The 19,490-nt window shown below is 64.0% G+C and carries 15 protein-coding genes; 10 read left to right on the top strand and 5 right to left on the bottom strand.

Annotated features, from left to right (window positions below):
* Window positions 1-6 precede the first annotated feature (6 nt).
* The 7 genes from NTZ26_06440 (at window position 7) to prs (ending at window position 8,631) form a co-directional block, all read left to right on the top strand.
* Window positions 7-1,110, top strand: a complete 1,104-nt coding sequence (locus NTZ26_06440; GenBank protein MCX6560140.1) for a heparan-alpha-glucosaminide N-acetyltransferase domain-containing protein — start codon at window positions 7-9, stop codon at window positions 1,108-1,110.
* Between the two features lie 382 nt (window positions 1,111-1,492).
* Window positions 1,493-2,485, top strand: coding sequence for an ATP-binding cassette domain-containing protein (locus tag NTZ26_06435; GenBank protein MCX6560139.1), 993 nt, complete (start codon window positions 1,493-1,495; stop codon window positions 2,483-2,485).
* Window positions 2,486-2,487: 2 nt separating this feature from the next.
* Window positions 2,488-3,255 (top strand): ABC transporter permease, encoded by a 768-nt coding sequence (locus tag NTZ26_06430; GenBank protein MCX6560138.1) that lies wholly within the window; start codon window positions 2,488-2,490, stop codon window positions 3,253-3,255.
* Window positions 3,256-3,342: 87 nt separating this feature from the next.
* A complete protein-coding gene (locus tag NTZ26_06425) occupies window positions 3,343-4,698 on the top strand; it encodes a DUF1343 domain-containing protein (protein MCX6560137.1) in 1,356 nt (451 codons plus the stop codon).
* A gap of 84 nt (window positions 4,699-4,782) precedes the next feature.
* Window positions 4,783-6,354, top strand: a complete 1,572-nt coding sequence (locus tag NTZ26_06420; GenBank protein ID MCX6560136.1) for a glutamine synthetase family protein — start codon at window positions 4,783-4,785, stop codon at window positions 6,352-6,354.
* Window positions 6,355-6,371: 17 nt separating this feature from the next.
* On the top strand, window positions 6,372-7,430 hold the full coding sequence (locus NTZ26_06415; protein MCX6560135.1) for a uroporphyrinogen-III decarboxylase-like protein: 1,059 nt from the start codon (window positions 6,372-6,374) through the stop codon (window positions 7,428-7,430).
* A 79-nt stretch (window positions 7,431-7,509) separates the two neighbouring features.
* The gene (gene prs / locus NTZ26_06410) at window positions 7,510-8,631 is read left to right on the top strand and encodes a ribose-phosphate diphosphokinase (protein ID MCX6560134.1); all 1,122 of its coding nucleotides are present in this window, start codon (window positions 7,510-7,512) and stop codon (window positions 8,629-8,631) included.
* 10 nt (window positions 8,632-8,641) lie between these two features.
* On the opposite strand, the gene xylB is transcribed toward prs, so the two are convergent.
* The 5 genes from xylB to NTZ26_06385 all read right to left on the bottom strand — a co-directional run bounded on the left by xylB (window position 8,642) and on the right by NTZ26_06385 (window position 15,885).
* Complete coding sequence (xylB, locus tag NTZ26_06405; protein MCX6560133.1) at window positions 8,642-10,150, bottom strand: xylulokinase; 1,509 nt, start codon at window positions 10,148-10,150, stop codon at window positions 8,642-8,644.
* 9 nt (window positions 10,151-10,159) lie between these two features.
* Complete coding sequence (locus tag NTZ26_06400) at window positions 10,160-10,942, bottom strand: PIG-L family deacetylase (protein MCX6560132.1); 783 nt, start codon at window positions 10,940-10,942, stop codon at window positions 10,160-10,162.
* A 47-nt stretch (window positions 10,943-10,989) separates the two neighbouring features.
* A complete protein-coding gene (locus NTZ26_06395; protein ID MCX6560131.1) occupies window positions 10,990-12,567 on the bottom strand; it encodes a hypothetical protein in 1,578 nt (525 codons plus the stop codon).
* Window positions 12,568-12,757: 190 nt separating this feature from the next.
* Window positions 12,758-14,149: a M24 family metallopeptidase gene (locus NTZ26_06390; protein MCX6560130.1), complete on the bottom strand. Its 1,392-nt coding sequence runs from the start codon at window positions 14,147-14,149 to the stop codon at window positions 12,758-12,760.
* Window positions 14,146-15,885, bottom strand: a complete 1,740-nt coding sequence (locus tag NTZ26_06385) for a hypothetical protein (protein ID MCX6560129.1) — start codon at window positions 15,883-15,885, stop codon at window positions 14,146-14,148. Before NTZ26_06385 ends, NTZ26_06390 begins: the two co-directional genes overlap by 4 nt.
* Window positions 15,886-15,965: 80 nt before the next feature.
* On the opposite strand from NTZ26_06385, the gene NTZ26_06380 reads away from it, so the two are divergent.
* From NTZ26_06380 to NTZ26_06370, 3 genes are read left to right on the top strand one after another with little or no spacing between them, the layout of a single operon-like run.
* The gene (locus tag NTZ26_06380) at window positions 15,966-17,747 is read left to right on the top strand and encodes a Na+:solute symporter (GenBank protein ID MCX6560128.1); all 1,782 of its coding nucleotides are present in this window, start codon (window positions 15,966-15,968) and stop codon (window positions 17,745-17,747) included.
* 11 nt (window positions 17,748-17,758) lie between these two features.
* On the top strand, window positions 17,759-18,787 hold the full coding sequence (locus NTZ26_06375; GenBank protein ID MCX6560127.1) for a sugar kinase: 1,029 nt from the start codon (window positions 17,759-17,761) through the stop codon (window positions 18,785-18,787).
* Between the two features lie 11 nt (window positions 18,788-18,798).
* Window positions 18,799-19,431 (top strand): bifunctional 4-hydroxy-2-oxoglutarate aldolase/2-dehydro-3-deoxy-phosphogluconate aldolase, encoded by a 633-nt coding sequence (locus NTZ26_06370; GenBank protein MCX6560126.1) that lies wholly within the window; start codon window positions 18,799-18,801, stop codon window positions 19,429-19,431.
* The last annotated feature ends 59 nt before the right edge of the window (window positions 19,432-19,490 follow it).

Below are 19,490 nucleotides of genomic sequence, written 5' to 3'. Positions count from 1 at the left end.
ACCTGCATGGCCCAAGAGCGCCTGATCTCGCTCGATGCCTTTCGCGGCCTGACCGTGGCCGCCATGGTCCTGGTCAACAATCCGGCCAGCTGGACGTTCGTCTACGCCCCGCTCCGCCACGCCCCCTGGCACGGCTGGACGCCGACGGACCTGATCTTCCCGTTTTTCCTTTTCATCGTCGGCATGTCCATGGCCTTGTCGTTTGCCCGGCGGGCCGAGACCGGCCGCAAGGTGGGGCTTTATCTCAAGGTTTTCAAGCGGTCGGTCCTACTCTTCGGGGTCGGGCTTCTGCTTCACCTTTACCCGCGCTTCCGCTTTGCGACCTTCCGTATCCCGGGCATCCTACAGAGAATCGCCCTGTGCTTTCTGATCGGGGCGCTCATCTACCTCAACGTCAAGCCCAAGATGCGGGTCGTGTTGGCGATCCTGCTGCTCGTTCTCTACTGGGCCTTGCTGACCTACGTGCCTGTCCCGGGATATGGACCGGGCATTTTGGACGAGAAGGGAAACCTAGCGGGCTACATCGACAGCGTCGTCCTGCCGGGTCATATCTACAAGCCATACTTTGATCCGGAAGGCCTTCTCAGCTCTCTCCCTGCCATGGTCACTTTACTGCTGGGATCGCTGGCCGGCGATTGGCTGCGGACGCGCAACACTAATAGCCGCAAGGCCCGGATGATGCTTCTCGCGGGCGTCCTGCTCACCGCGGCCGGGCTGGCTTTGGGCCGTTATTGGATTCCGATCAACAAGCCGCTCTGGACGAGCTCTTATGTCGTCTTCACGGCGGGCGCCGCCCTGATCCTCTTCAGCCTGATGTTCACGCTCTTGGAGGGATCGCGCTGGACGGGCTGGGCCTGGCCGTTCCGGGTTCTGGGGACGAACGCCATCCTCGTCTTCGCCGGGTCGGCGATCATGGTCAAGACCATTCTGCTGATCAAGATACCCGATGCGGGCAAGACGGTCAGCCCGATCACCTGGCTCTACGACCATGCCCTGTCGCCCTTGGCGGGGCCGTACCTGGGATCGCTCATCTACCCCATCGCGCTGATTCTCTTCTGGGTCGTACTGATCTGGCCCCTCTATCGACACAAAATATTCATCAAACTCTAGGAAATAATTTCTTCCGAAGTTTTACCCAATTCCAGGGGGATTTGGGCAGTTTGGGTATCGGCCAACTGCGAAATCGCGAGGGCGGCGCCTTTTTCCATAGCTCTCTGAGGGAACCCAACGGGTGCCGAGGGCTGTTTGAGCATGCAACAATCTAACGGAAACGAAAGGGAGGGAATGATCGACAAGGCCGGGAGATCTGGAATGCGGAGTTCCGAGGCGCCGAAGAGAGCTGTGGGAAAAGGCGAGTAGAGCCCGAAGCCGCAGGGCCGATACCCTAAACTGCCCCCCCCGGAATTGGGCATTGAGCCGCTCTTTCTCGCGCCGTCCTGCTTCGCGCCGCGGCTCCGTTTATGCTAAAATCTCCGTTTCTACGGAGCCAATTATGGACGCCATCCAAGTCGAGAACCTGGTCAAGACATTCGACGACTTCACCGCCGTCGACGCCATCTCATTTTCCGTCCCGGAAGGGGAGCTGTTCGGCCTGCTCGGGCCCAACGGGGCGGGCAAGACGACGACCATCAACATGCTGTCGACGCTGCTGCGGCCGACCTCGGGCCGGGCCGAAGTGGCCGGCTTCGACGTAACGACCCGCCGGGACGACGTCCGCAAGTCGATCGGCGTCGTCTTCCAGGAGCCGGCCTTGGACGGCAAGCTGACCGGCCGTGAGAATTTGGAATTTCACACCATGATGTACGGCATCGGCCGGGACGAGCGGAGGCGGCGGATCAACGAGGTTTTGGGGCTGGTTGAGCTGAACGATAAAGCGGACACGCTGGTCGAGAAGTACTCGGGCGGCATGAAGCGCCGGCTGGAGATCGCCCGCGGACTGACCCACCGGCCGAAGGTGCTTTTCCTGGACGAGCCGACCCTGGGCCTGGACGCCCAGACCCGCCGCCACATCTGGGAATACGTCCGACGCCTGAACAAGGAGTCCGGAGTCACCATCATCCTGACCACCCACTACATGGAGGAGGCCGACTTCCTCTGCGGCCGCATCGCCATCATGGACCACGGAAAGTTCGTGGCCATGGACACGCCGTCCCAGCTCAAGGATGTGCTGGGCGGCGACGTCGTTTCGCTGGAGCTAGAAGGCGATACGGCCTCCTTCATGGCCGCCCTGGCGGGCCTGGACTGGATCAAGCGCTCGAAGCTTCGCGAAGACGTCCTCTCGCTGACCATGGAAAGGGGAGAGCGCCGGATTCCGGAGCTCGTCACTCTGGCCGTCCAGCACGGCGTCGCCGTGAACTGCGTCCATCTGCGCAAGCCCAGCCTGGAGGATGTCTTCCTGCACTTCACCGGCCGGACGATCCGGGAGCAGGACGCCGGTCAGGGCGAGCGGAACCGCGGCATGATGATGGGCCACGGGCGGAGATGAACATGAGAATCTACGGCACGGCGATCTACGTTCTGTGGCTGCGGGAGATGAAGCGGTACTGGCGGGCCAAGTCGCGGATCTTCGGTTCGCTGGCCATGCCCGTCTTCTTCCTGGGCTTCCTCGGCTTCGGCTTCGGCCGCATGCAGGTCCCGGGCATGGCCGCCGGCGTCGGCTACATCAAGTTCCTGGCCCCCGGCATTATCGGCATGACCCTGCTCTTCTCCTCCTCCATGCAGGGCATGTCGGTCCTATGGGACAAGGAGTTCGGGTTTCTCAAGGAAATCATGGTCGCCCCCGTCAACCGGGTCTCGCTCGTCCTGGGGCGGATCGCCGGCGGCGTGACGACCTCGATGATCCAGGGCCTGCTGATCTTTGGAGCTTCCATGATTCTGGGATTCCGCGTCAAGAGCGTTGCGAGCCTGCTGTTCGGCCTTCTCTTCATGCTGCTCATCGCCTTCACCTTCATCGGCCTGGGCCTCATCTTCGCCTCGCGGATGAAGGACATGCAGGGCTTCGGGATCATCATGAACTTCATCATCTTCCCGTTCTTCTTCCTCTCGGGAGCCCTGGCCCCCGTGCAGAACTTCCCCTGGGTCATCCGGGCCCTGTCCTACATCGACCCGCTAACTTACGGCGTCGACGGCCTGCGTGCGGCGATGATCGGGAGCTCGACATTCCCGCTGGTCTTCGACTTGGCGATCATGGCCGGCTTCTCTCTGGTCATGCTGGCCCTGGGGGCCTACTTCTTCGAGAAGAGCGAGGGCGTCTAGGAAGGCGGCTTTTCCCGCATCTCTTTTTGCGATATAAGGGAAGTGCCGGCACGGCATGACCGATGGCGTGCCGGGGAGGAACCGCCTATGAAGTTTCGCGAACCCCGAATCCGTTCAATCGTCAGCCTGGCCCTCCTGGCGGCAGCGGCGACGATCGGTGTGTCTTGCAAGCCCGACGCATCCGAGCCGCCAGCCGGGGCGGATACCGTCGCGGCCTCCGTCCCGGCGCGGGTCAAGCCGGGGATCGAAGTCCTCCTTGAAAAGCGGCTCGATCTCATTCGCGGCAAGCGGGTCGGCCTGATCACCAATCCTTCGGGTGCGGATGCCGGTCTGCGGAGTTCCATCGATCTCCTGCGCGCCGCGCCGGGAGTCGAGCTGGTCGCCCTCTACGGCCCCGAACACGGCGTGCGTGGCGATGCCCAGGCCGGCGAATACGTGCCCTTCTACAAGGATGCCTCGTCGGGATTGCCCGTCTTCAGCCTCTATGGACCGTCCATGAAGCCGCCGGCCGGGATGTTGGTGGCCATCGACGAATACATGCGGTCTTTCGACACTACCCATAAGGACAAGAAGATCGAACCCACGATGACTAAAGGCGTGGATGTCCTGCTCTTCGACGTCCAAGACGTCGGAACGCGGGTTTACACCTATCAGGCCACCATGGCCTACGCCATGCAGGCCTGTGCCGAGAGCGGCCTCGAGTTCATCGTTCTAGACAGGCCCAACCCGATCGACGGCGCGACGATGGAAGGCCCCGTCTTGGAATACCCGAAGCACAGCTCGTTCGTCGGCCTCTATCCATATCCGCTCCGGTTCGGGATGACTTTGGGCGAGCTGGCCCGGCTGTTCAACGACAAATTCCTGGAAAAGAAATGCCGGTTGACCGTCGTGCCGATGGAGGGCTGGCATCGAAACGAGTATTTCGAAACCGCCGGCTTGCCCTGGGTGCCGCCTTCGCCCAACATGCCGACTGTCGATACGGCGGTCGTCTATCCGGGACAGGTCTTTTTAGAAGGAACCAACGTGTCCGAAGGCCGGGGGACGACCAAGCCGTTCGAGTTCTTCGGAGCCCCCTGGGTAGACGGCCACAAGCTGGCCGTCCGGCTGAACGCTCTGGGCCTCGCCGGCGTCGCTTTCCGCGAACAATGGTTCACTCCGATCTTTTCCAAGTTCAAGGGCGAGCTGTGCGGCGGCTGCCAGATCCACGTGACGGACCGCAAGGCGTATCGACCTCTGGAGACGACCCTCCAGATTCTGGCCGTCCTGCGGCAGCTTTATCCCAAGGATTTTGCCTTCCACGCCGCCTACTTCGACAAGATCATGGGCACGGATAAAGTCCGTCTGGCTTTGGAGAAGGGGACTCCGGTCTCCGAGATCGCCGCCGCCTGGAAGCCCGAGCTGGCCGTCTTCGAGGCTTTGCGCAAGCCCTATCTGCTTTATTAGGATTTGCAAAGCAGGCCTCGAATCCCTTACAATCTGCGTCTTTCCCCCCAGCGGGCAGGAATCGACTGGAAAGGAGCCGAGGTCATGGCATCCGAGACGCATTGCCCGTACGCCCTGAGCAACCCGCTCTCGATCTGCCTGGACAAACCGGCGGAAGAATTCGGCCGGGCCGACTTTCTGCGGGTCATCCGCGAAAAGGGCATCGAGCGCATCACCTTCCACTACACCGCCCTCGACGGCAAGCTCAAGGAGCTGAAGATCCCGGTGGCCGACGCCGGCCAGGCCGATACCGTCCTGGCCGAGGGCGAGCGGGTCGACGGGTCGTCCCTGTTCAAAGGCATGGTCGATGCGGCCGTGTCGGATCTCTACGTCGTGCCCGTCTTCAAAACGGCCTTCCTCAACCCGTTCGACGATCGAAGCCTCGACTTCATCTGCCGCTACCTGACAAGAGACGGAAGCCTGGCGCCGTTCTCGCCCGACAACATTCTGGCCCGGGCGGAGGCCCATTTCCGCGAGGGGACGGGGCTCGAGCTGCGGGCTCTGGGCGAGCTCGAGTTCTTCCTGATGTGCGATAAAACGAGCCGGATCTTCCCCGGCCAGAAACAGCAGGCCTACCATGGCGCCCTGCCGTTCATCAAGAGCGGCCCGATCCTGAACGAGATGGTCCGCTATATCACCCAGATCACCGGAGCCGTCAAGTACGCCCACAGCGAGGTCGGGTTCATCGACAGCGTGCGCAGCGACATGGAAGAGATCAAGGACCGCCGGGGCGAACAGCTCGAGATCGAGTTTCTGCCGCGTCCGGTCGTCGAGATGGCCGATCACGTCGTTCTGGCTCGTTGGCTGATCCGCAACGTCGCCTATCAACACGGCTGCGTCGCTACTTTCACGCCCAAAATCGAGGAGGGAGTTGCCGGCAACGGCTTCCATTTCCATCTGGAGCTGCGCCAGGACGGGCTCTCCGTCATGACCGATCCCGATGGCAAGCTGAGCGAGTCGGGCCGCCGGCTGGTCGGCGGGCTGTGCGAATACGCCGATTCCCTGACCGCCTTCGGCAACACCGTCTCCTCGGCCTATCTTCGCCTCATCCCCAACCAAGAGGCCCCGACCCGGGTCTGCTGGAGCGACTTGAACCGCAGCGCCATGATCCGCGTCCCCCTCGGCTGGACCAACTTGCGGCATTTAAGCCGCCTGGTCAACCCGGGCGATCGCGAGGTCTTCCAAGCCGGCGGCGGCCGCCAGACGGTCGAGCTTCGAAGCCCCGACGGCAGCGCCATCACCCACCTTCTGCTGGCGGGCATGGTCATGGCCGCGGACTGGGCCTTTAAGGACAGCCGGACGCTGTTCGGCGACGACGGCCCCCTCGAGCTGGCCGAAAAGCTTTACGTCAAGGGCAACATCCACACCGATCCCGAGCTGGTCAAGCGCCTGCCCCAACTGCCCACGAGCTGTGTGGAATCGGCCCGGCTTTTGCGGCTGAAGCGGGAGCTCTACGAGCGGGACGGGATCTTCCCGCCCGGGGTCATCGACTATGTCGCCATGCTTTTGGAAAAGGAAAAAGACGAGGACATGAATGCCCGGCTGGCCGATCTGCCCGCGGATGACCGCCTGCATGAGACCCGCCGGATCATGCACAAGGATTTGCACCGGCATTGAGGCCCGGCAGGACCCCCATGACCCGAGACGCAATGACGCCGGTCGAGCGCTGGCGGGCAGCGTTCCGCCGCGAGAAGCCCGACCGGGTGCCGATGGACTATTGGGCAACGCCGGAGTTCGACGCCAAGCTCATGGCCGGCCTGGGCTGCGCCACCCGGCGCGAGGCCTTGGAGAAGCTGGGCATCGATTTCGTGGTCTCCTTGAAGCCCGACTATCGCGGCCCTTCCCTCCCATCCGGTACCGATGTCTTCGGCTGCCGCTTTGCCGAAACGGACTACGGAACGGGGGCCTATGCGGAGTGTGTCTTCAACCCGCTGGCCGGGTACGACTCCGCGGAGGAGATCGAGCGGGCTTACCGGTGGCCCGACCCCGACTGGTGGGACTACGGCGGCATCGCCGGCCAGATCTTGGGCAACGAGGATTACCCCATCCGGGGCGGAGGCTCCGAGCCATTTCTCACCTATAAGTTCCTGCGCGGACAGGAGCAGGCCCTCATCGACCTAGTCGAGAATCCCGAGCTCGTCCGCTACGCCATGGGCCGGCTGTTCGACCTGGAATACGAGAACACCCGCCGCATCCTGGAGCGGGTCCCGGGCCAGGTCACCCTTTGCTATGTTGCAGAGGACTTGGGCGGGCAGACCGACCTGATGATCTCGGTTCGTCACATCCGCGAGTTCCTCCTGCCGGGTATGAAGCGAATGATCGACCTGGCCCACCAGGCGGGGGCTTTCGTTTTCCATCACGACGACGGCAACTGCCGCCGCATTCTGCCCGACCTCATCGATCTCGGCATCGACCTGTTGAACCCCATCCAATGGCGCTGCCCGGGGATGGAGAGGGAGGAGCTGAAGAGCGACTTCGGAGGTCGGATCATCTTTCACGGCGGCGTCGACAACCAGCAGACCCTGCCGTTCGGCACGGTCGAGGACGTCCGACGGGAGGTCGCCGACAATCTGGCCATCCTCGGCCGCGGGGGAGGCTATATTCTGGCGCCCTGCCATAACATCCAGCCCCTCACCCCGGTCGAGAACGTCGTGGCCCTCTATGAGACGGGCCGCGAGCTCGGACGAAGCTAGGCCGCCGGACGGGGCTTGGCCCTCCGCCCCATTTCGGTTATATTGGGGTCGCTCCCATCGACCCGTTTGGAGGCCGACCATGTCCCCCCGAAAAAAGGCGACTGCCGCTCCCAGACCGTTCCTGACTCCCGAGCAGTATGCCGACGAGCAGAAGCGGAGGATGGAATCCACGCGCGGCCGCCTGCTCATTGCGTCTTGCCGCTCGGGCGCCGGGTTGGCGGCCGAGGCGATCGAATCCTACAATCGCCTCCTTCAGGAAGCCGGCAGCCGCGAGCGCGTTCTGGTTCTCAGCGGCATCGATGCCAACTTTTCCGATTCGGAGACCTGGGTCCGGCTGGCCCTGCACGTCAGCGGCTATGACGTCTTTCTTTTCCAGTCCGCCCTCGACCCGACTTCGCCCCGCAGCATCGACCAGAACATGATGGCGCTTTTCATCGCCGCCCGGGCCTTTCGCGAGCACGGGGCCAATCACGTCACCGCGGTCCTGCCGTACCTGGCCTATGCCCGGCAGGACAAGCCGACCAAGTTCGAGCGCGAGCCGACCACGGCCCGGCTGATGGCCGATTTGGCCATTACTTCGGGCATCGACCGCCTGGTCGTCTGGGATCCGCACGGCGCGCACATCCGCGGCTTTTACGGCTCCCTGCCGGTGCAGATGCTGGAGTCCCTGACCCTTTTCCTGGGCGAGTTCCGCCGCTTCGCCGGCCGCTCGGACGTCATCGCCGTTGCTCCCGACGAAGGGGCGGCCAAGTTCATCGGCCATTTCGGGCGGGCTTTGGGATTGCCCACGGCCATCGCCTCCAAATATCGGCCCAAGCCCGAAGTCGCAGTCATCAAGGACATCATCGGCGATTTCCGGGGCAAGCGGACGGCCATCATCCTGGACGACATGATCAGCGGCGGCGGAACGACCTACGAGCTGTCCAAGAAGCTGGTCGAGAAGAAGGGCATCCGCGAGATCCACATCGGCATTTCCCACAACCTCGGCTTGGCCTCGGCCAAGGAGAGGCTGGAGGAGCTGCATCGGGACTTTCATCTCAAGCGGCTGATCGTAACCGACAGCATCCCCCAGACCGACGAGTATCGGCGCTTGCCGTTCATAACCATCCGCAGCCTGGCCGATACCCTGGCCCGGACCGTCAATCGGATTCATTACGGACGGTCGGTCAGCGAAGTATTTTATAGGCCTTCCGCGAATTGAGGCCGCCTATCTAGGCTTGTTGCCGCCGGTGGGAGAATTCCGGGGTCAAGGTGCGCCAGAGGCGATTGAAGCGCTCCTGGCTATCCGCGTAGAGACGCATCCGGGCCGGGTCCGGCTCCGCGGTCGAAGTCCCGGTTTTGACCCAGGCTGCGGCCAGGTCGACGATCGCCGTTTTTTCGCCCCGCTCGTTCCTCCAGCACCAAACCGCCTGCAGGGCCGCCCCGAAGGCCGCAGCCTCTTCCTCGGCCAGGGTCACGACGGGCGCGCCGAGGATATCGGCGGCCAAGCCCCGCCAGAAGGGGCTTTTGGCTCCGCCGCCGGTCGCCCGGATCTGGGACGGCCGCAAGCCGAGCTCGCGCATGCGCCCAAAGCCGTAGCCCAGGTTAAGAAGGGTCCCTTCCATCACCGATCGGGTCATGGCTTCGGCTCGCAGATTGGCCCGGGTCAGGCCGAAGAAGACGCCCGATGCCTCGGGCAGGGGAGGAACTCTCTCGCCGTCGATGAAAGGCAGGAAGAGAAGGCCGTTCGAGCCCGCGGAAGCCCGAGCGGCGAGGGCGTCGCGGGCATCACTGTCGATTCCGAGCAGGGACTTCCAAAGCTCCGTGGTGTTGGTGACGTTCATCGTGCAGAGAAGGGGCAGCCAGCCGCCCGTGCTGTCGCAAAAGCCGGCGATCTCGCCTTGCGGATCCGAGAACGGATGGTCGAAGAAGGAGTAGATCGTCCCCGAAGTCCCCAGGCTGACGGTGCAGACGCCCGGCGCGACATTGCCCGTCCCGATGGCCCCCATCATGTTGTCGCCGCCGCCGGAAGCGATCAGGACGCTCTTGAAGCCGAAGTCCGCGGCGAACGCCGGCCTCATCCGGCCGGCGGGCACGATCGGGTGGTCGATGGCGGGGAGCTTGCCGGCCAGATCGATGTCTACGGCCGCCAGGGCATCCGCGTTCCAGACCCGTCGCCGGATATCCATCAGGCCGGTGCCCGAGGCGTCGCCATATTCCATGCGGGCTTCGCCGGTCATGACGAAGTTCAGATAGTTGTGGGGCAGGAGGACCGTCCGCAAGCGGGCGAAATTCTCCGGCTCGTGTCGCTTGAGCCAGAGAATCTTCGAAGCCGTGAATCCGACAGCAGGGCTCAAGCCCAGCTTGTCGATGGCGGATCGCGTCCCGCCCAAGGCGGCGACCAGCTCCTCGTTCTCCGCCACGGTCGAGGTGTCGTTCCAGAGTTTGGCCGGGCGGAGGGGAATCCCGTCCGCTCCCAGGGGCACGAAACCGTGCTGCTGGCCGGAAACGCCCAAAGCGACGACGCGGCCGGGATCGACGGCCGCTTCGCGCAAAGCGGCGGCCAAGGCCGTCCGCAAGGCTTCGACCCAGGTCGCCGGGTCCTGCTCGCTTTGGCCGGGCTTGAGGCCCGGGATCATGGCATGCGGCGCCTGGCCGCGGCCTAAAACGCGGCCTGATCCCGCTTCGACGACCAGGACCTTAGTGCTCTGAGTTCCGCTGTCGACTCCAATGGCAAGCATGGCGTTTCGTTATCCTTTCCCAAGACCGGCCAGGACGGCCTTGTAGGCCGCGACGTCGATCGGCCGCCTGATCTCGTAGGTTCGATAAAGCTCCAGGTAGCCCCGATCCGTCTTTCGGTCTTCCCGCCGCGCGGCGGCCGTGCAGGCCAGGATGTCGCCCTGAGAGGCGAATTCCGCCATGCCGCCTCGGACGCGGGCTTCGGCCGCATCATCCGCCAGGATCCCCTTGTCGGCCGGAAGAGCGCCGGGCTTGTCGGGCGGCTCGAAATCGGACCAGACCGAATAAGCCAGGTAGCTCCGAATCGGCGCCGGCCCGCCGAGATCGGCCAGGATCGGATCGCCGGCCTGCGGCACGGTGTAAAGCCCATGCCAGAAGGCTGCGGTATGGTCGGCGTGCTCGCGATGCCCGCTGGTGAAGACGATCCGGCTGACGGCATGAGCTCGTAGATGCGCGATCAGGCGATCGAATACCGATTCTCCCAGCTGGCCGGGAGAACGGACCAGGGTTGTCAGCAGGGCGAAATCGGGGACATCGAAGAAGACGAGATGATCCGCCGCGACGCCCAAGCCGGCATAGGCCCGTCTCGTCTCGGACTTGCGGACGGAGACGATCGTCTCCTTGGCCTCCGCGGTCGAATAACCGGCGTCGCCTTGGCAGAAGATCAGGACATGGGGCGTCCCGCCGGCCTCGGCGACGGCTTGCAGGAGATACCCGGCTCCGAGGATCGCGTCGTCATCGTGGGGCGATAAAAAGGCCACGTGTTCGCCTGCCCGCCAGTCCGGGAAAATCATCCCGAGTTCAGGGCCGCGGCACCGGCCTGAGAAATCGACGCATTCCATCAGAAGACCCGCAGGGGATTCAAAAGCAGCATCCGCATCGCCCCGAGCTCGGCCGGCGTTCCCGGCTTCCAGCGGGAGATGAGATAGGCGTTCTTCTCGTAAAAGAGGCTTCCCGCTGGAAGCGCGGTCAGGGTCGTGGAGGTTGCGAATTCGCCCCAGGTGTAAAGCCACGGACGGACCCAATAAACGTAGTCGCCGTCGGAAGGGGCGTAGAAATAAGTCCCCGCCTTGAGCGGCAGGCCGCCTCCGGCCTCCAGGTTGCTGACGGACGTCTCCAGGCGGAGGCAGAAAAAGCCGTAGCCCGCCTTGTCGTTGACCAGACCGACCCAATCGAGATCGGTCGGTGCGATGTGGGCCAGCCCGAACGGCTTGTCCGGAAGCTCCCGTAAAGGCTTTTTAACCAGGATCTTGTTGGCGTCTTCGTAGACGATCGTATCGAATAGTTCCTTGAACAGGACCATCTCGTCGTTGCGCAGGGCGATCACGCCAAGGTCCTTGTCGACCCGGGTCCGGGTTTCGGCGATGAAGTAGGGCGCGCCCTGGGCCAGGGTGTACTTGACCTCGAGGAAGACGTCTTTGATATGCGGCATGGGTCCCTTGCGGGCGTTGAGGTAGACCAGGGGGCCGTTCTTTTCGGCGAAGGATTGGGGCGGGTTCCAGTCGAAGGAATGATCCCAGGCGATCCCCGGGGTGAAGACATCGGGGTTCCAGTGGATGACGCCGGCCTTGTTATAGAGCTTGACGCCTGCCATCGGGTCTTCGATAGTCAGGATCTGTCCGCTCTGGGGGCTGAACGCCAGAATCAGCCTTTCGCCGCGCGCGGTCTTGCCGAGTCCCTCGCCCGTCAGCGCGAAAGCCGGCGGGTAAGCGGGGGGGGGATCGGACAAGAAGACACGGAGAAGTTTCGTTCCGCGAGCGGAGGCGTCGATCGCGACCGCGATCTTGACGGTCCGGGTCAGGGGATGGGTCTTGGCCTGGGATTCGGGAGGGATGGAATCCTTGCTCTCGATGATCTGGCAGGGGAGGAGCCGCTCGCCGTCATAGACGGCGAGCCCCGCCCCTTCGAGGCTGGCCTTGGGTGCTGTGACCGTCAAATAGACGATCTCGCCGCGGCGGACGATCCCGGCCGTCTCCTCGATCAAAAAAGATTGGGAGAATCCCTCTTGCGCCGTAGCCGGAACGCCGCCGGCCGCGGGGGAAATGCCGGCCATTTCCAAAACCTTCGGGCCTTCGGTCTCGTCCTCGATGCAGTGGAGGAAGGCTTTATAGGATGTGTTGGGCTGCCAGGCGTAGCGAAGACGGGCTTCATAGAGGCCCGGCTCGAGATTCTTGGTGGTATCGACGGGCCGTCCGTTCTTTAATATTTGAACGTCCGGCCAGGGTCGGCCATACGGCAGATCGACGTCGATGAAACGAAAAATCTTACCCTTCACCTCGAATCCCGCTTTGATCAGGTAGATGGGCCCCGCGACTGTCGGGGCCTGGAATTCGAGCTTGAGGACGGCGGCCGAACACGGACGCGCCGCGGCCAATCCTATAAAGAACAGCACGATCAGGTTAGTCAATCGATTCTTCATATCAGTTGCTCTTAGCAACGAATTCATTGGCCGAATCATTGGGAATAACTTGGTTTTTTGTCGTTGCGAGCGAAGCGTGGCAACCTTTTATCATTTTCCTTCCTCAAAAAATAACTCCATCGAGGTCCCCACGCACCGCCTTTGGCGGTGCTCGGGACGACAATTCATATTCGCTTTCATCGGTTCAGCGTTAGCTTCGGATAGGGCATCCTTCTGATCGCGCCCAAGGCCGGTGATAGGGATTGACGGCCGCGGCCGGGATCTCAACGGCGTCCCCGCCGACAAGAGATTGCACGTCAAGAGGCATCCTGTTGTAGACGCCGACCTCGCGGCCCGCCCTCCAGAACCCGTCCTCGATGACTGCGTACTCGATCGGGAAAACGAGCCGTTTCTTTTCGTCGAAGCCCATGAAGGCGACGTCGATCATCAGGGCGACCGCGTCCCCCAAAGGCTCCCGGGTATAAGGGGTCACGGCCCCGAAGCCCTCCTGGCATTCCGAACAGCCGGTGTTGTGAATGAAGGTGTAAGGTTCGCGGGGCGTCCGGAATCGCCCCCGAACGTCCTTGAGCCGGGTATTCTCCAGATAAGCCTTGCCGGCGGCGTCGATGGAGCGGGAGGGAAGGCCCTTCCAGGCTGCCTGGATGGTGGCCTTCATCACGGCGTGATAGAGGCCGCGCAGGGCGGCCAGAAACTGATCCTCGGCGAAGGTCCGTTCGCCGCCGGCCTTGACCGTCCGGCGCATGACGCCATGGTAGCCCTGGAAGGTCGGGCTGAGGCCGAGCGAGACGAATTCGCCGTCGCGGATCGTCCGATTTGTGGCCGGCCCGATGACGCTCCGGCCGCGCGGGCCGGAAGAGACGATGGTCGGGAAGCCCGTCCGCCCCGCGCCCAGCCGTTTCATGATGTAATCGCCGACGGCGGCCACATCGAGCTCGGCGATTCCCGGGCGGATCGCCGCCAACATGCCCAGAAAAGCGGCGTCGGCGATTGAGGCGGCGGTGCCGATCAAAGTCAGCTCGAGCGGCGATTTCTCGTATTTGATCCGCCGCAGCAGGTCGGTATCGAAGATCACGTTGTCCGAGCCGAAACGGCCCTGGAGCATCAGGATATGGTCGTGCGGGACGAACTGCCCGCTCGAGGCGACGGCCAAGCGGATCGGCCGGCCGGGCTTGGCCGGGACGAGAGACGCGACGAGGTCCTCGATCGTCCCGAAGCGGGCGAAGCGATAGTCCTCGTCCGAGATCTGGAATTCGCGGAGCAAAGCCACCCGAACGCCAGAAGCCCGGGTGCAGTCCTCGATGACATGGCCGCCCTCGGAGCCGGCCAAGGCTACCGGTGGACCCGTCCGCGGTACGATCACTCCGTACCGTTCGATGATCGGGTCGTTGATGCCGGCCAGCCAAGCCGCGTCCGAGCGGTCGAGCTCGGACCCGCAAACGTAGAGCAGGTCGTACCCGCGATCCGCCATGGCCTTGCGGACGGCGGCCCAGCGGCGGCGGTATTCGGCCGCCGTGACGGACTTGCCGCGGTCCACAAGCGGCGCCTGCCGCTCGACGATGGCATCGGCGAGGAGGGCGTTCATTTCTTTTTTGGCGCCCCGATCGCGCCCTTGACGCCTTCCTCGAACGGCTCGGTCAGGATGGGGACGATCCAGCCCTCGGGGCTCTCGAGATAGGTCTCGATGTCCTCGGCCAGACCGACGGGATGCTTGAGCATGCCGTAGAGAGCATCCAGCCGGCCGGCGAAGCCCTGCTCCTTGGCGAAAGCGAAGGGCAGCCAGGCGTTGCGTTCATAGTAGAGGCTCCCGGCCTTGACCGCGAGCAGCCGAGTTTGATTGTTGGAGCCGAAGGAGTCGACGATTCCGCGCGACATGTAGTACCACGGCCCGTGCTCGATGTAAATGTGCGGTTGCTCCTGGGAAGCCGAGCCGCCGTGCAGGTTGGGCAAGGCCTGGTCGAGGAACAGGCTGGCAAAGCCGAGGCCTCGGGAGTCGCTGTAGAAGGCGATCCAGGGCACATCGGTCCGGATGCGGGCGGCGTGTTTGGGATGCATGCGGGAGGAGGCGAAGTCCAGGGTTGTGAGCTTGCCGTCGACTCCCCGCCAGGCGGCCTTGTTGAAGACCGCCTTGTTGAAGACGATCTCGGCGTTGCGCAGGGATTCGACGAAGATGTCGTTCTCGATGGTCATGGCCGACTCGGCCAGGATGAAGGGCGCGCCGGCGTAGAAGTAGTAGGTGACGGCCACCTTGATGCCCTTGGGCATGGGCAGGGGCGCCTCGCGCCGGAGCGAGTAGAAAACCGGCCCGGAGTCCTCGCTGTAGGCCGGTTTGTCCCAATCCGAGACGTGGTACCAGGCGTGCGGCGGCGCGTACACGTCAGGGTTCCAGTGCACCGATCCGTTGGTCTCGAGCTTGTGTTCGAGCTTGACGGCCGAGGACTTCTCGACGACCTCGTAGATCGTCCCGCTCTTGGGGTGCAGGACGACCTTGTAGAAGGCGTTCTCGATCGTCTTGCCCAGGCCTTGGCCGGACACTTTCAAGTCGGATTTGAACGCTGGGCGCCGGGCGCCGGGGTTGTTGTAGAACACTAGATAAGTGGCTTTCTGGCGCGGCTTGAGGTCGGTCAGGAAGGCCAGGCTGAAGGACGTCGTGGGGTGATAGCGGACGGTCGTCTTCCCGGTTTTCTCGTCCTTGTCGACCTGGGCTGTGATCTTGGGATCGTTCCAGGTTCGGACGTCGTAGACCTGGAAGGGGACTTCCTCGTAGACGACGTCGTCGCCCTTGCGCTCGGCCCGGACGACACGGATCTCGTCGGCCGACTTGAGATAGGACGACAGGACCCCGAAGGTGGCATGGACCGGCATCCGGGTCCGCTCCAAGCCGTCGTCCTCCGAGACGAGAAGCGAAAGGTAGTTCTTCCAAGCCGAGTTCCAGTATCCTTTGCCGGAGGGCGCCTTTTCTTTGGCCGTCAGGGTTTTCACGGTCTTGCCGGCGCCGCCCTCGAAATCGGCCTTGATCTCGTAGGCTTGCCGCGCCTCCCAGCTCCAGCGCACCTTCAGCTCGAACGGCTTGGCGGCGTCGATTTCGGGTGCGGTCGTCTCCCGGCCGCCCTGCAGGAGGGCGAAGTTGCGCGCCCTTTGGCCGTTGACGGTGATCCGGATGAGCGTCCAGTTTCCCGCGCCGAGGGCGGCGGGAGCGGCTTGGAAGCCGAGCTTGATCGAGTACCAGGGTTCGCCGGCCGTCGGGTAGCCGAAATCGGCCGCCGAGGCCAAGCCGGCGATCAGGGCGAACAAAGCGATCGCGGGGAAAAGCTTGCGCATGGACCCTCCTAGGGAGCGGGACGAAATCGCTTCATATTTATGACAATGTGTAGTAAAAAGCAAGGCGAGGAACGGGTCCGATGCGCCTGACAACCATCGACATCGCGGTCATCGCCGCGTATTTCGCCTTCAACCTGGCGGTCGGCCTTTATTATCGCAAGCGGGCCACTCGCAGCGTCAACGACTTTTTCATCTCCGGCCGAAACGTGTCCTGGTGGCTGGCCGGGACGTCGATGGTGGCCACCACCTTCGCCGCCGACACCCCCCTGGCCGTGACGGGATTGGTCGCCCGCAACGGCATCGCCGGCAACTGGATTTGGTGGAGCATGGCCGCGAGCGGCATGCTGACGGTCTTCTTCTATGCCCGCCTTTGGCGGCGGGCCGGAGTCCTGACCGACGTCGAGTTCGCCGAGATCCGCTACAGCGGCGGGCCGGCCCGCTTCCTGCGCGGCTTCCGGGCCTTCTACCTTGGACTGCCGATCAACCTGATCATCATGGGCTGGGTCAACTTGGCCATGGTCAAGATCCTGATGCTCGTCCTAGGTGTCACCAAGGTCCAGGCCCTGCTGATCGCCGTGGCGATCATGGTCCTGACCGCCTCGATCTCGACCCTGTCCGGGTTGTGGGGTGTGCTGGTCACCGATCTTTTCCAGTTCGTCCTCAAGATGGGCATGGTCATCCTTTTGGCGATCTTCGCCGTCAAATCGCTGGGCGGCATGTCCGGGCTGGTGGCGGGAATCAAAGCCATCGACGCGACCCGGGCCGGGCACGGATCGCTGCTCTCGTTCGTCCCGGACCTGAACTCGGCCTGGATGCCGTTTTTGACCTTCTTCGTCTATGTGGCCGTCAATTGGTGGGCCTCCTGGTACCCGGGAGCCGAGCCGGGCGGCGGGGGATTCATCGCCCAGCGCATCCTCTGCGCCAAGGACGAGAAGAACGGCCTGCTGGCGACTCTTTGGTTCAACCTGGCCCATTATGCCCTCCGGCCCTGGCCTTGGATCATCGTGGCTCTGGCCGCGGTCGTCCGCTTCAGCGGCGACCCCGCGTTCGCCGCGGACCCCGAATCCGGCTATATCCGGATCCTGATGGCCGACCTTCCGGCCTCCCTGCGGGGGCTGATGCTGGCCGCCTTCGCCGCCGCGTATATGTCGACCATCGGAACCGAGCTCAACTGGGGTGCCAGCTACCTTATCAACGACCTCTACCGGCGGTTTATGGCCCGCGGCCGCGGCGAGAAGCATTATGTCCGGGCCTCGCAGGCGGTAACCATGCTCTTGATGGTTCTCTCGGCCATGGTGACCTTCTTCATGGATTCGATCGCGGACGCCTGGAAGTTCATGATCGCCATTGGGGCGGGAACGGGACTCGTTTACCTGCTGCGCTGGTTCTGGTGGCGGATCAATGCCTGGAGCGAAATTTCGGCCATGCTGGCCGCCTTGGTCACTTCGGTCACTCTCCGGCTCGGGTTCGGCTGGAAGGAGAGCGACCCGCTCCAGTTTGCCTGGATCGTCCTGATCACCGTGGCGGTTACGACGGTCGTCTGGTTGACCGTAACCCTGCTGACGGGACCCGAACCGCGCGAGGTCCTACTGGCTTTCTATAGGCGCGTCCGGCCCAGCGCGGCGCTCTGGGGACCCGTGGCTCGGGAAGCTGTCGATGTCCCGCCGAGCCGGGACGGAATCTTCAACCTTAAGGATTGGCTGAGCGGCGTCGCGATGATCTATGCCTTCCTCTTCGGCACGGGCAAGATCCTCTTCGGCGCCTGGCCGATCGGCCTCGTCTTCCTTGCCTCCGGCGCTCTCTTCGGGGCGGTCATCTACTTCGACTTGCGCCGGCGCGGCTGGAAGATGATCGGCGAATAACGGAGTCACCCATGGCCCATCGCATCGTCACTTTCGGCGAGCTCCTGCTCCGGCTGTCGCCGCCCGGGCGGGAGCGGTTTTTCCAATCCGACCGATTGCAGGCGCGGTTCGGGGGCGGGGAGGCCAACGTGGCCGTCTCCCTGGCCCGCTTCGGCCGGGAAACGAGCTTCCTCACCGTCCTGCCGGACAACCCCGTCGCCGAGGCCGGGATTGCGGAGCTCCGTCGGCATGGCATCGATACGGGCGGCATCATCCGGCGCGGTCGGCGGATGGGAATCTATTTTGCGGAAACGGGGTCCGGGCCGCGGCCGTCGACCGTTCTCTACGATCGCGACGGCTCGGCCATATCCGAAGCCGGGCCGGGGGACATCGATTGGGCTAGGGCCTTCGCGGGCGCATCCTGGTTCCATGTCACCGGGATCACGCCCGCCCTCAGCCGAAGCGCCGCCGACCTGACCCAGGAGGGGATGATCGCGGCCAAGGCGGCGGGGCTCACGGTCTCGCTCGACTTGAACTACCGGGCCAAGCTGTGGCGCTACGGGGTTCCGGCTGCGGAGGTCATGCCGACGCTCGCGGCTCGGGCGGATCTTCTCCTGGCGAACGAGGAGGATTGCCAGAAGGCGCTGGGCCTGAAGTGCTCGCCCGGCGGTGACGGGGCGTTCGACCTCAAGGCCTATGAAAAGCTGACGGCGGACGTCCTGGCGGCCTACCCGAACCTGGCCCGGGCGGCGGTGACGCTGCGGACGAGCCGCAGCGCCGATCGCAACGGCTGGTCCGCGGTCCTGCGAAGCCGCGCCGGATTCCTGGCCGGCCCGTCCCACGAGATCGAGAATATCGTGGATCGGGTCGGCGCCGGAGATGCCTTTGCCGCCGGTCTCATCCACGGACTCCTGGCCTTCGAGGACGACGCCCGGGCCCTGACCTTCGCCGTTGCCGCGTCCTGCCTCAAGCACACGGTGGCGGGCGATTTCAACCTGGTTTCGGAGCGGGAGGTCCTCGATCTCGTTGCGGGCGACGCGTCTGGGCGGATCCGGAGATGAGGGAGGGCACCATGCACCGCGATGAAACCCTGGCCTTCCTGCTCGAGCACAAAGTGGTGGCGGTCGTCCGGATGACCGATCCCGAAAAGCTCTTGCGGGTTGTCGAAGCCATTGAAAGGGGCGGCGTGCGGGCCGTCGAGATCACCATGACCGTGCCCGGGGCCGTGGACATCATCCGCGGCCTGGCCGACCGTGGGCTGCCCGGCATCCGGCTGGGCGCGGGAACGGTCATGGACGCCGAGACGGCGGTCGCCGTGATCGAGGCCGGAGCCGATTTCGTCGTCTCTCCGGTCGCGGACGCCGGGATGATCCGGGAGTGCCGCCGCTGCGGCGTTTTGGTCGCGCCGGGGGCTTTCACGCCGGCTGAGATCTGGCGGGCCTGGAGCGAGGGCGCCGACATCGTCAAGGTTTTCCCGGCCACCTCGCTCGGGCCGGCGTATTTCAAGGACCTCAAAGGGCCGTTCCCGGGCATCCGCCTGATGCCGACGGGCGGGGTGACGCCGGGCAACGCCCGGGCCTTTATCGACGCCGGCGCCTGCTGCGTCGGGCTCGGTACGGCGCTCCTGGACAAGGCCCTGATCGCCGAGGGGCGCTGGGACGATCTGACGGCCCGGGCGGCTGCGCTCGTCGCTTCGCTCCGCTGATTTCGGCACAACGGGAAGATCGGTTGGGGCGTTGCTTCCGGAACCGGATTCGGTTAGAA

It is taken from the genome of Candidatus Aminicenantes bacterium (assembly GCA_026393855.1).
Taxonomy (GTDB): Bacteria; Acidobacteriota; Aminicenantia; order Aminicenantales; family UBA4085; genus UBA4085.
Note: the sequence above shows the minus strand (reverse complement) of the source record. Positions and strands in the feature narration are given on the sequence as shown.